Below are 12,986 nucleotides of genomic sequence, written 5' to 3'. Positions count from 1 at the left end.
ACCGACATCCACCCGGATCAGACGCCGACCGGAACGGCGGAGACGGTCGTATCGATCGTGAACTGCCCGAGCACACGTGTGCCGACGTAGAGCACGGCGGTCTGCCCCGGAGCGACGCCGTCGAGCGGAGTCTCCGGCACCACGCGGACGCCCTCCGCGGTCACGGTGGCCGTGGCGGGCACCGGCTCGGCGTGCGCGCGGATCTGCACATCGCACGCGAACGTCGACGCGGCAGGTGCGGTGCCGGCCCAGCTGAAACGCTCCCCCGCGACCTCGGCGATCGCCAGGGCCTCCTTGGGGCCGACGACCACCGTGTTCGACACGGGGCGCACCTCGAGGACGAAGCGGGGCTTGCCGTCCGCCGCCGGGACACCGAGCTTGAGCCCGCGCCGCTGGCCGACGGTGAATGCGTGCGCGCCCTCGTGCGCGCCGACGACCGCGCCCGTGCGATCGACGATCTCGCCGGCGGCCGTGCCGACCTTCTCGGCCAGCCACCCCCGGGTGTCGCCGTCGGGGATGAAGCAGATGTCGTGGCTGTCCGGCTTCTGGGCCACGCTGAGACCGCGCTGCTCCGCCTCCGCCCGCACGAGGGCCTTCGACGGCGTGGTCCCGAGCGGGAAATAGGTGTGCGCGAGCTGGTCGGCCGTCAGGACACCGAGCACGTAGGACTGGTCCTTCGCGTTGTCCGAGGCCCGGTGCAGCTCGAGACCCTCAGGACCATCCACCAGGGTCGCGTAGTGTCCGGTGCAGACGGCGTCGAAGCCGAGCTCCAGGGCGCGCTCCAGCAGGGCCGCGAACTTGATCTTCTCGTTGCACCGCATGCACGGGTTCGGAGTACGACCGGCGCGGTACTCCGCGACGAAGTCGTCGATCACGTCATCCCGGAAGCGCTCGGAGAAGTCCCACACGTAGAAGGGGATGCCCAGGAGGTCGGCGGCCCGGCGGGCGTCCAGCGCGTCCTCGATCGTGCAGCAGCCTCGACTGCCGGTGCGCAGGGTCCCCCCGGCGCGGGAGAGCGCCAGGTGCACGCCCACCACATCGTGCCCCGCCTCGACGGCCCTGGCGGCCGCGACGGCGGAGTCCACACCGCCGCTCATGGCCGCAAGGATTCGCATGGGTCCAGTCTACGAGCGCTCGGCTGCACGGGCCCCGGATGCCCGGGCATAGGCATCGCCGATCGCCCCGAGCACCGCGTCGACGTCGGCGTCCGTCGAGGTCCGGCCGAGAGAGAATCGCAGCACGCTCCTGGCGTCCGACTCGCTGCGCCCCATCGCCATCACGACGTGCGAGGGCTCGGCGACCCCCGCCTGACAGGCGGATCCCGTGGAGGCCGAGACCCCGGCCACGTCCAGCAGGAACAGCAGGCTCTCCCCCACGGCACCGGGGAAGAGCAGATGCGCGGTCCCGGGAAGACGGTGATCGGGGTCGCCCAGGAGCTCCGCCGCCGGCACCCGCGCACGGACCCCCTCGACGAGACGGTCGCGCAAGCGGCCCACCCGGACGGTCTCGGCGGCCCGCTCCCGTTCGGCGAGCTCGAGCGCGGTCGCCAGTGCCGCGGCTCCCGGCACATCCTGCGTACCCGCACGCAGACCCCGCTGCTGGCCCCCGCCCCGCAGAAGCGGGGTCAGTCGGGCGGACCGAGCGACCACCAGCGCACCGACACCCACGGGCGCGCCGACCTTGTGACCGGCGACGCTGAGCGCCACCAGGCCCGTCCCCTCGTCCGCACCGCCCCTCAGCTCCCGGAACGACAGCGGGAGGTGCCCGAGCGCGGCGACCGCGTCGAGGTGCAGCGGCACTCCGGCATCGGCGGCGGCCGCGGTCAGAGCCGCCGCGTCGTTGACCGTCCCGGTCTCGTTGTTCGCGACGAGCGCGGTCGCGAACGCCGCACCGGGCAGGGCCGACGCGAAGCGGCTCCCGTCGATGCGCGCCTGGGCAGAGAGAGGAACAGCGCGCACCTCGGCTCCGTCGGAGACGAGGGCGGCGACCGTGTCCATCGTCGCGTGATGCTCACCGTCCGGCACGACGACCGCCGAAGAGCCCGGACGACGCGAGCGCCACAGGCCCTGGAGAGCGAGGTTGATGGACTCGGTCCCGCCGGAGGTCAGCACCACCTCGATCGGGTCGGCCCCGAGAACCGCGGCCACGCGCTCCCGGGATTCCTCCAGCACCCGGCGCGCATCCTGCCCTGCCCCGTGCGTCGACGAAGCGTTGCCGACGATGACGGACGCCTCCAGCCACGCCTCCCTGGCCTCCGGGCGCAGCGGGGTCGTCGCCGCGTGGTCGAGATAGTGCCGCATAGTTCGATTCTCCCCGATCCGCGCGGCGAACGGTCCGTCTGCGCGTGAGACCGGGTGCGTCCTGTCACGAGACTGAAATGCAACACGTTTAGGGTGTATCCATGCCTTCGTCCCCCGTCTCCGACGTGCCCGGTGGGGCGACCCTCGACGATCTCGGCGTCCGCCTGCACGACGGCGTCGGCACCCTTCGCGTCTGGTCGCAGAACGCCTCGGCCGTCGAGCTCGTCGTGTTCGACGCCACGGACCTCGACTGGGTGGTCGACCAGGCGGCGCTGGAAAGGCGGCCCGGAGGGGTCTGGGAGGTCACGACGCCGTTGCTCCAGCCGGGCGTGCGGTATGCCCTCCGGGTCGAGGGACCGCACGGCCCCGGCAACACGTTCAACCCCGAGACGCTGCTCCTCGACCCGTACGCGCGTGGTCTCGCCCAGGGCCACGGCTACCAGGAGTGGCGCGGCGTGGTCATCGAGGACGGCTTCGACTGGGGCGACTCCACCAAGCCGCGGGTCCCGGCCGACCGGACCGTGATCTACGAGGGCCACCTGAAAGGGCTGACCAAGCGTCACCCCGACATCCCGCCGGCGCTGCACGGGACGTATGCGGGCCTCGCGCATCCCGCCATGATCGCGCACCTCCGCACGCTCGGGGTGACCTCGGTGGAGCTGCTCCCCGTCCACGCGTTCGTCCCGGAACCCCGACTCCTCGAGCGTGGTCTGACGAACTACTGGGGCTACAACACCCTGAACTTCTTCACACCGCACGCCGCGTACGCCACCGAGGGCGCGCGCAAGGCCGGGCCCGAGGCGATCATCGCCGAGTTCAAGGGCATGGTGCGGCTGCTGCACGAAGCGGGTCTCGAGGTGATCCTCGACGTCGTGTACAACCACACATCCGAGGAGGGGATCGGCGGCCCGCGGTCCAGCCTCCGCGGCCTCGACAACGCCCGGTACTACCGGCAGGACGACGCGGGCGTCTACATCGACACCACCGGATGCGGCAACACGCTCAACACCGCCACCGAGGCCGGGGCGCGCCTCGTCGTGGACTCCCTCCGGTACTGGGCCGAGGAGATGCAGATCGACGGATTCCGTTTCGATCTGGCCACGGCGATCGCCCGCGACGGCGCGCACACCTACACCCCCGACCATCCCCTTCTGCAGGCGATCGCCGCCGACCCCGTGCTCGCGGAGACCAAGCTCATCGCGGAACCCTGGGACGTCGGTCTGGGCGGCTGGCAGACCGGGAACTTCCCCTCGGGCTGGCATGAGTGGAACGACCGTTACCGCGACCGGGTGCGCAACTTCTGGCTCAGCGACATCGACTACGCCCGGCGGGCCTCGGCACCGGTGGGGATCGGCGGTTTCGCGACACGTCTGGCCGGCTCGTCCAACACCTTCAGCGAGGATCGGGGACCGCTCGCGAGCATCAATTTCGTCACCGCGCACGACGGCTTCACACTCCACGACCTCGTGTCTTACGACGTGAAGCACAACGAGGCCAACGGCGAGCAGAACCGCGACGGCGCGGATCTGAACCGGTCCTTCAACCACGGCGTGGAGGGCCCCACCGACGATCCGATGATCCTCGCCGCCAGGCGGAAGGCGATGCGCAACCTGCTCGGCACCCTGCTGCTCTCGGCCGGCATCCCGATGCTCACCGCCGGGGATGAAGTGGGACGGACGCAGCGGGGCAACAACAACGCCTACGCGCAGGACTCTCCGTTGTCCTGGCTCTCCTGGGAGTTCGAGCCGTGGCAGAAGGACCTCCGCGCCCACGTCGCGCGCCTCCTCCGGCTCCGTGAGGAGAACCCCGCGCTGCGCCCGAGCCGGTACGCGCGCCTCGGCGAGCACATCCCGAACGCGTCGGTCATGGACTGGTACGACCAGGACGGCGCGACGATGGAGCCGGCCCAGTGGACGGACCCCGGCAACCGCACCCTGCAGTACGTCGCCGCGTCCACGCCGGACAAGGAAGCCGCGAACCGGATCCTGCTGATCGTGCACGGCACGGAGGCTCCGATCGACGTCCGGCTCCCGGAGGACATCGACGGCGCCACCCGGTTCGTCTCGCTCTGGTCGAGCGCGGATGAGCGGCCGTCGGACGCCGAGGAGACCTTCGTACCGGGCGAGGTGCTGCCGATCCCCGGCACCTCGATGCGCCTGTTCCGCGTCGAGTGATAGCACGGTTCGCCGCCCTGGTCGAGCGGTAGGTTCCCGCACGCCCGACCGGTAGATTCGGCATGTGACTGCTCGTGCTGGAACCCGGCCCACGGCTCTGCGGAGCCCCGTTCAGATCCCGACGCGCGCCGCCGACGCGGACCGCCCCGGAGCGCTGCGCACGACGCGGATCCCGCTGCTCGACGGGAGCCCCGCGGTCCCCGGTGGCTTCCCGGCCAAGGCCTTCGCCGGCGAGGTCGTGCCGTTCCGCGTGGTCGCCTTCCGGGAAGGTCACGACCTCATCGGCGTGCACGTGCGGCTGACGTCCCCGACCGGCGAGGAGAGCCTGCACCGGCTCACCGCCCTCGCGGACGGCACCGACCGCTGGGAGGCGGAGATCGCCCTCGACGCGGAGGGCGTCTGGCACTTCCACTTCGAGGCGTTCTCCGACGACTTCGCCACCTGGGCGCACGCCGCGCACGTCAAGGTCGCCGCAGGCGTCGATGTGGACGTGATGGCCGCGCTCGGCGCGGAGTTGCTGCGGCGGGCCGCGGCGGAGAAGGATCGCCCCGCGGCACAGCGCACGCGCCTGCGCGTCCGAGCCGATGAGCTCCAGGCCGGCGACGCCACCACCACTGCGGCGATGGCCGTCGACCCCGAACTCGCAACGATCTTCCGCGACCGCCCGATCGCGACCCTCCGCTCCCTCTCCGCGGAGCAGGTCCTCCGCGTCGAGCGCACCCGTGCGGGCGTGGGCGCCTGGTACGAGTTCTTCCCACGCTCCGAAGGTGCCAGACGGCTCAAGGACGGCACGGTGCGCAGCGGCACCTTCCGCACGGCGGCGAAGCGCCTGCCCGAGGTCGCCGGGATGGGCTTCGATGTGATCTACCTCGTCCCGATCCACCCCATCGGCAGCACCAATCGCAAGGGGCGCAACAACACGCTCGTCGCCGAGGCGGGAGACCCGGGCTCGCCGTACGCGATCGGCGCCACTGAAGGAGGGCACGACGCCATCCATCCCGACCTCGGCACCCCGCAGGACTTCCGCGCGTTCGTGCGCGCCGCGCGGAAGGAGGGGCTGGAGGTCGCCCTGGATCTCGCGCTGCAGGCATCCCCCGACCACCCGTGGGTCCGCGAACACCCCGAGTGGTTCACCACCCTCCCGGACGGCAGCATCGCGTACGCGGAGAACCCGCCCAAGAAGTATCAGGACATCTATCCGCTGAACTTCGACAATGACCCGGAAGGCATCGCGGCCGAGATGCTCCGGATCGTCCGGCACTGGGTGGCCGAGGGGGTGCGGATCTTCCGCGTGGACAACCCGCACACCAAGCCGCTCCAGTTCTGGGAGTGGCTGATCGCGACGGTCAACGCGACGGATCCCGACGTCATCTTCCTCGCCGAGGCCTTCACCCGGCCCGCCGTGATGCGCGCGCTCGCCGCCGTGGGCTTCCAGCAGAGCTACAGCTACTTCACCTGGCGCAACACCAAATCCGAGCTGGAGGAGTTCCTCACCTCCATCTCCCACGAGACGGCCGACTACATGCGTCCGAACCTCTTCGTGAACACCCACGACATCCTCACCGAGTACCTCCAGTTCGGCGGACGCGCGGCGTATCGCATCCGCGCCTGCATCGCCGCGACGGCAGGGCCCGTGTACGGGGTCTACGCGGGGTACGAGCTCGTCGAGAACGTGGCTCGCCCGGGTTCCGAGGAGAACATCGACAACGAGAAGTACGAGTACAAGTTCCGCGACTGGGCGGGAGCCGAGGAACGCGGGGAGTCGCTGGCCCCGCTGCTCCGGCGGCTCAACGAGATCCGTGCGGCGCATCCCGCGCTGCGCCAGCTCCGCAACCTCGAGCTGCACTGGAGCGACGACGACGCCATCCTCGTGTTCAGCAAGCATCTCGACGCCGCCTTCACCGGTACCGGGAGACCGGACACCCTCATCGTCGTCGCGAACGTCGACCCGCACTCGGTGCGCGAGACCACCGTCCACCTCGACACCACGCGCTGGGGAGTCCCCCTGGGCGAGACCTTCGAGGTGGAGGATCTCCTGACCGGCGCTGTCTGGACCTGGAGCGATCACAACTACGTCCGGCTCGACGCCTTCGCCGAGCCCGTTCACATCCTGAAGGTGAGGGAGCGCGCATGAGCCGCATCGAGGACACCCCGAACGCCGAGTGGGAGGCCGTCGCGGCCGGTCAGCATCACGACCCGCATTCCCTGCTCGGCGCGCACCCCGCCAAGGATGCCGCCGACCGTACCGTCACCGCCATCCGCGTCCGCCGACCGCTCGCCGAGAGCGTCGAGGCCGTGTTCAGCGATGGAAGCCGACTCGCCCTGTCCCACGTCGCGCACGGCCTCTGGGAGGGCACGCACCCCGGGCCGCCGCTCCCCTACCGCATCGCGACGCGCTACCGCGGCGAGGAGGAGATCGTCTCCGGCGACCCGTACCGGCATGCACCGACACTGGGCGAACTCGACCTGCACCTCATCGCCGAGGGGCGGCACGAGCGTCTGTGGGAGGCGCTGGGGGCGCATCCCCGTACGCAGGGCGACGAACAGGGCGTGTCCTTCGCGGTCTGGGCCCCCGATGCCTCGGCCGTCCGGGTCGTGGGCGATCACAACGGCTGGAACGGCGAGAGCCACGCCATGCGCTCGCTCGGCGCCAGCGGCGTCTGGGAGATCTTCATCCCCGACCTGCCCGTCGGCACCCGCTACAAGTACCAGATCCGCACCCGGAGCGGCGCCTGGATCCTCAAGGCCGACCCGATGGCGCTGGCGGCGCAGGTGCCGCCGGAGACCGCGTCGGTCGTCACCGCCTCGTCCTACGCCTGGCAGGACGGCGCGTGGATGACCCGTCGCGCCGCCACCCATGCCGTCGCGCAGCCGCTGTCGGTGTACGAGGTGCACGTCGGCTCCTGGCGCGAGGGGCTGGGCTACCGCGAGATGGCCGATCCGCTGATCGCACACGTGCAGGAAACGGGGTTCACCCACGTCGAGTTCATGCCGCTGGCCGAGCATCCGTTCGGCGGCTCGTGGGGCTACCAGGTCAGTGGATACTACGCACCGACGAGCCGGTACGGCTCCCCCGACGACCTGCGCTACCTCATCGACCGCCTGCACCAGGCCGGCATCGGCGTCATCATGGACTGGGTCCCCGGGCACTTCCCCAAGGACGCCTTCGCGCTGGCTCGCTTCGACGGCCAGCCCCTGTACGAGCACCCCGATCCTCGACGCGGCGAGCATCAGGACTGGGGCACGCTCATCTTCGACTACGGCCGGCCCGAGGTACGCGGCTTCCTCGTCGCCAACGCCCTCTACTGGCTGGACGAGTTCCACGTCGACGGCCTGCGGGTCGACGCCGTGGCGTCGATGCTCTACCTCGACTACTCGCGCCGGGAGGGCGAGTGGGAGCCGAACATCCACGGCGGACGCGAGAATCTCGAGGCGATCCGCTTCCTCCAGGAGGTCAACGCCACTGCCTACCGGCTCCACCCCGGCATCCTGATGATCGCCGAGGAGTCCACGAGCTTCCCCGGCGTCACGGCGCCGACGGATCACGCCGGCCTCGGGTTCGGTTTCAAGTGGAACATGGGCTGGATGAACGACTCGCTCCAGTACATCGGACGCGATCCGATGTACCGCGCGCACCACGAGGGCGAGATGACGTTCTCGTTCGTGTACGCGTTCGGCGAGAACTACGTCCTGCCCATCAGTCACGATGAGGTGGTGCACGGCAAGGGCAGCCTGTTGTCCAAGATGCCGGGCGACCACTGGCACAAGCTGGCGAACGTCCGTGCCTACCTCGCCTACATGTGGGGGCATCCCGGGAAGAAGCTGCTGTTCATGGGACAGGAGTTCGGTCAGCTCGCGGAGTGGTCGGAGGGTCGGGAGCTGGACTGGTGGCTCCGTGACCAGCCCTCCCACGCCCAGCTGCAGGACTTCGTCGCCGCGATGAACGGGGTGTACCGGTCGCAGGCCCCGCTCTGGGAGCGCGACAACGACGGCTCCGGGTTCACCCGCCTCGGCGCACCGAGTTGGGACCCGTCGGTCATCGCCTTCGAACGACGGGACGCGCACGGCGGGCGCCTCGTCGTCGTCAGCAACTTCGCCGGAGTGGAGCGCACCGGCTACCGTCTCGGGCTGCCCAGAGAGGGCGTGTGGCAGGAGATCCTGAACTCCGATGCCGTCGCCTACGGCGGACGGGGGTCGGGCAACCTCGGGATGGTGATCGCCGAGCCCGCGGACGCCGGCGCCCCCACGGCGTCGATCACGCTGCCCGCGCTGTCGACGCTCTGGCTCCGCCACCAGCCCGAGCCGCACGTGCCGACGGTGAACAACGGCTGACGGACGGCCGGCGACGATCGGTCTGCGCGGAGGAACGATCCCCGCGCAGGCCGATCAGAAGAGCAGCGAGGAGAGTCGGTTCCGAGCCGCGATCACGCGCGGGTCGCTGGCGCCGATGAGGCCGAAGAGCTCGACGAGACGCTCCCGGACGGGAGTGCGCTGGTCGGACGGCAGCTGAGCGAACAGGTCGAGGAGCCGGCCGAAGGCGTCGTCGACATGTCCACCGGCGAGGTCGAGGTCCGCGACGTCGAACTGGGCCTGCACGTCCAGCGGAGCCGCTGCGGCCGCGGCTCGGGCGGTCTGGAGGTCGAGTCCCTGCACACGGTCGAGCAGGCGGACCTGGCCCAGCCCGGCGATGGCGTCCTCGTCGCGCGGGTTCTCCGCGAGTGCCTTCTCATAGGCGGTGATGGCCGCACGGTAGTCGCCGCGCTCGATGGCGGCGAACGCCTCCGCGTGCAGCGGCGGCAGCTCGGGCTCAGCAGCGGCTTCGGCTTCCCCGGTCTCGGCGTCGCCGACGGGGAGCGTTCCCGAGACGCCGTTCTGCGCCGCCACCTGGAGCAGCTGCGCGAAGACCTCACGCACCTGCTGCTCCGGTACGGCGCCCGTGAACATCGGCACCGGCTGGCCGGCGATGAGGGCGACGACCATCGGGATGGACTGCGCGCGGAAGCTCTGCGCGAGCTGCGGGTTCGCATCGACGTCGACCTTCGCCAGGAGTACGCGGCCGCCGAGCTCCCGAGTGACCTTCTCTATGATCGGGCTCAGCTGCTTGCACGGCCCGCACCACTCGGCCCACAGGTCGACGACCACCGGCACGGTGCGCGACAGCTCCAGGACCTGACCGAAGTTCTCGTCGGTCGCGTCGACGACGACGTCAGCCACCGGTGCGGTCGCGGGGGCCGCTGCACCACCCGCCGGCGGAGACGGACGGTTGCGCAGGCTGGACAGATCGACGGCGCCACGCAGGGCCGCGGGAGACATCTCACTCACTTGATCACCTTCACGGACACGAGATCCTGACGGGACGCCAGGAGACGGATCGGTTCGCTCGACCCCTGGGACGGGACGGCGAAGAACAGCTGGAACTCATAGGTCGTCTGGGCGCCCTTCGCGGACTCGTTGGCCCCGGTGAGCGCCTTGGCCTCCTTGTTGTCTCCGAAGCGGATGACGACATCGGAGGACGTGGGCGTGATGGTCTCGACATCGAGGACGGAGACGGCGACGATGGCGCCGCTGTCCAGCGTCGTCATCGAGACGGGCTCCGCCGTCGTCGGCTTCATGTCGAACGCGGCCTTGGAGGTCTTCGCAGCCCCGGCGTCGGCGAGTCCCTTCACCAGGCTCTGTCGGCTGTCCCTGATCGATGTGGCCAGGTTCAGCGCCAGATCGTCGAACTGCCCGTAGGAGGCGCTCTTCTCACCGTTGTCGACGACGTCGGCGAAAGCCGCGGCGACCTCGTTCGGCGGCACCGACAGGAAGGCCGAATCCGCCGGGACCAGCGAGGTCCCCAGCCAGCTGGCCGCCACCTCGGGGAACGCCGCGTCCGCCGACATCTCCGCCATGTTCGTGACCTTGTAGTTGGACCAGGGGTCCGCCTGCGTCATGGTCAGCACCACCGGCGGCACGGTGTCGTCGCCGGTGCTCTTCGAGAGCATGAGGACGGTGCGTGGCCAGCGGTCCGTCGCCTCGGGGAGGACCACCTCGACGTCGTCCGTCGGGATCGCGGCGGGCGCGGCCCGATCCGGCAGCTTCGCGCGCAGGGCGTAGTCGGTGGTCCTCGTCGTGAGAGGTGCGCCATCGAGACGGGTGGCCGCGAGGTCCAGATCCTTCGCCTCATCGGCCTGCACCAGAGTCTCGGAGACCTCCCGGAGGATCCGCTCGGCCTGCGTCTCGGTGACCGCCGGCGGCTTCTGGTTCTCGGGGGCGATCACGGTCGGGGTCGGAGACGGCGATGCGGAGGGTGCCCCGAACTCCGGCCAGGACTCCGCCGTGCAGCCGGAGGCCAGCAGGGCGGTCAGGCCGAGGGCGGGGAGGGCGAGCAGGCGCCGACGACGCCTCGGGCGCTCAGCGCGCATCGTGCTTTTCCCGTCCTGCTCCTTCTCGTCGACGATCTCCGCGTCCTCCACGTCGTCCTTCCTCGCCGGTGTCGGCGCCTGCTCGCCGTCCGCGGCCTCCAGGGCCTCGCGCTCGGACGGCGGAAGGGCCGCCACGTCGATCGGCTGCGTCGTGGGAAGCGGCCCGGGCCCCTTCCGGCGCGGGCCGCGGCCACGGCGCTGGTGACGGATCGCGAGCACGTACAGGACCAGGCCCACGAGGAGCACCAACCCGCCTGCCGCCATGAGCGGGCCCGCCAGCGGCGTCCGCGTGTCCAGCGGCCAGGAGACCACGATGTCGTTCGGCGCTTCCTTGGTGCCGTCGTAGGCGATCAGCACGCTGGTCCCTTCCGGGAGCTGCATCTTGTCAGTGGCGAGGAAGTTCTCCTCGCTGAAGGAGTCGAGCCACAGATCGGAGCCGGCAGGGTTCCGGCCCGCGGGCGCCTCGGCGTCCTCCTCCGGCGCCGGGGTCGCGGTCGTCTCGGGCGCCGGCGTCTCGGCGGACCCCTCGTCGTCCGCTGCGGCGACATGCTCGACGACGAGCTCGTCCTCGTCCCCGACGGTCACGTGGTTGTACTCGGAGTCGGAGAGCCAGGCCTCCATGTCGGCCGTGCGCCCGTAGCTGGTGAAGATCTCCCCTTCGCCGCGGATGAGCAGCTTCTGCGCGCCGGCGTTGATCCGCAGGACGTCGCCGTCCAGGAGAACGAAGGGCGCGGGCTCCTCGATGTCGACACGGGCCTCCTCGGACGAAGGGCCGACGAAGATGGTGCGTTGGGCGATCCCCGCACCGATCAGCACGGCAGCCAGCACGAAGGCCACCACGGCCCATACGAAACGCACGAATAGTCTCCTCACGCATCGCGGCTTCCCGCCCACGACGCCACACTCGACATTTCAGACTAGCGAACACACCTGTGTGTTGACCACGAGGGCCCTCCCTCGTCCGTCGCCCGGCACGTCGGCGGCGCGTCGAGCCGCGGCATGGGTAGCCTTGCTGCAGCCGTACCGAGGAGTCTGCATGAAGATCCACAACCCGTTCCGCACCGCCCTCGTGGCGACACTCGGCGTGGGGCTCGGGATCGTCCTGATCAGCAGCGTCCAGACGCTGTCGACCGTGCTGCTCTACATCGGCACCGCCCTCTTCCTCAGCCTCGGCCTCGACCCTCTCGTCACGTTCCTCGAGCGTCGACGCCTGCCCCGCTGGCTCGCGGTCCTCGTGACGATCGTCGCCGTGCTGGCCGTCTTCGTCGGGATCATCCTCATCGTGCTGCCCGTGCTGGTCGACCAGATCTCGCAGCTCATCGCCCAGATCACGGCGATCGTGCAGCGCGGAACCGCGATCGAGGATCTGAGGAGCTGGATCCAGGAGACATTCCCGAACCTCCTCGTCGACGACGTCTTCGCGTATGTGGAGGACTGGCTGACGACCAATCTCGCGGAGATCGGCGGGTCTATCGGTCAGGGCGTGCTGATCGCCAGCGGCGCCGTGCTCAGCGGCGTGTTCGGCGCCTTCATCGTCCTCATCCTGACCATCTATCTCACGGCCTCGACACCGTCGCTCAAGCGCGCGGTGTACCAGCTCGTCCCGGCGTCCAAGCGGGATCGCTTCATCGATCTCTCCGAGCAGATCACCGACTCGGTCGGCTACTACGTCATGGGCCAGGTCAGCCAGGGCGTCATCAACGGCGTCCTCAGCGCGATCTACCTGACGATCATCGACGCGCCGTTCCCCGCCGTTCTCGCGGTCGTCGCGTTCTTCTTCTCGCTCATCCCGCTGGTGGGCACCCTGACCGGCTCGACGATCATCGTCCTCGTCTGCCTCATCCCGGGCCTCGGCTCCCCCGGCACGGCTCTCGCGGCGGCGATCTACTACCTGATCTACATGCAGATCGAGGCGTACGTCATCTCGCCGCGCATCATGAGCCGCGCCGTCTCCGTGCCCGGCGCCGTCGTCGTGGTGGCAGCCCTCGCGGGAGGAAGCCTGCTGGGCCTGCTCGGGGCGCTCATCGCGATCCCCGTGGCGGCCAGCATCCTGATCCTCTACCGGCAGGTGCTCATCCCGCGCATGAACGAGCGGTGACCGGGGCGGG

At 70.2% G+C, this 12,986-nt stretch carries 8 protein-coding genes; 4 read left to right on the top strand and 4 right to left on the bottom strand.

Translation table 11 applies throughout. The annotated features are described in order from the left end of the window. Positions 1-17: 17 nt before the first annotated feature. Positions 18-1,115, bottom strand: a complete 1,098-nt coding sequence (gene mnmA / locus RI211_RS08130; RefSeq protein ID WP_315636908.1) for a tRNA 2-thiouridine(34) synthase MnmA — start codon at positions 1,113-1,115, stop codon at positions 18-20. A 9-nt stretch (positions 1,116-1,124) separates the two neighbouring features. Beyond that, positions 1,125-2,300 carry a cysteine desulfurase family protein gene (locus RI211_RS08125; protein WP_315636909.1) on the bottom strand — a complete coding sequence of 392 codons (1,176 nt, stop codon included), beginning with the start codon at positions 2,298-2,300 and terminating at the stop codon, positions 1,125-1,127. A 101-nt stretch (positions 2,301-2,401) separates the two neighbouring features. On the opposite strand from RI211_RS08125, the gene glgX reads away from it, so the two are divergent. From glgX to glgB, 3 genes are all read left to right on the top strand, one after another. Beyond that, on the top strand, positions 2,402-4,474 hold the full coding sequence (glgX, locus tag RI211_RS08120) for a glycogen debranching protein GlgX (RefSeq protein WP_315636910.1): 2,073 nt from the start codon (positions 2,402-2,404) through the stop codon (positions 4,472-4,474). Positions 4,475-4,538: 64 nt separating this feature from the next. Then, the gene (locus RI211_RS08115) at positions 4,539-6,608 is read left to right on the top strand and encodes an alpha-1,4-glucan--maltose-1-phosphate maltosyltransferase (RefSeq protein WP_315636911.1); all 2,070 of its coding nucleotides are present in this window, start codon (positions 4,539-4,541) and stop codon (positions 6,606-6,608) included. After that, positions 6,605-8,806, top strand: a complete 2,202-nt coding sequence (glgB, locus tag RI211_RS08110) for a 1,4-alpha-glucan branching protein GlgB (RefSeq protein ID WP_187664006.1) — start codon at positions 6,605-6,607, stop codon at positions 8,804-8,806. The genes RI211_RS08115 and glgB overlap by 4 nt, the downstream gene beginning before the upstream one ends. Positions 8,807-8,860: 54 nt before the next feature. Here the strand turns inward: glgB and RI211_RS08105 are convergent, their stop codons facing one another. Together RI211_RS08105 and RI211_RS08100 are read right to left on the bottom strand one after the other, a co-directional pair. After that, entirely contained in the window at positions 8,861-9,787 is a 927-nt protein-coding gene (locus RI211_RS08105; RefSeq protein WP_396654931.1) for a tetratricopeptide repeat protein, read from the bottom strand. A 5-nt stretch (positions 9,788-9,792) separates the two neighbouring features. Then, complete coding sequence (locus RI211_RS08100; protein ID WP_315636912.1) at positions 9,793-11,736, bottom strand: DUF8094 domain-containing protein; 1,944 nt, start codon at positions 11,734-11,736, stop codon at positions 9,793-9,795. A 178-nt stretch (positions 11,737-11,914) separates the two neighbouring features. Here RI211_RS08100 and RI211_RS08095 point away from each other — a divergent pair, with 178 nt between their 5' ends. Beyond that, positions 11,915-12,976 carry an AI-2E family transporter gene (locus RI211_RS08095; RefSeq protein WP_060922797.1) on the top strand — a complete coding sequence of 354 codons (1,062 nt, stop codon included), beginning with the start codon at positions 11,915-11,917 and terminating at the stop codon, positions 12,974-12,976. Positions 12,977-12,986 lie beyond the last annotated feature (10 nt).

Source organism: Microbacterium meiriae (assembly GCF_032364335.1).
GTDB classification, from domain to species: Bacteria; Actinomycetota; Actinomycetes; order Actinomycetales; family Microbacteriaceae; genus Microbacterium; species Microbacterium meiriae.
Note: the sequence above shows the minus strand (reverse complement) of the source record. Positions and strands in the feature narration are given on the sequence as shown.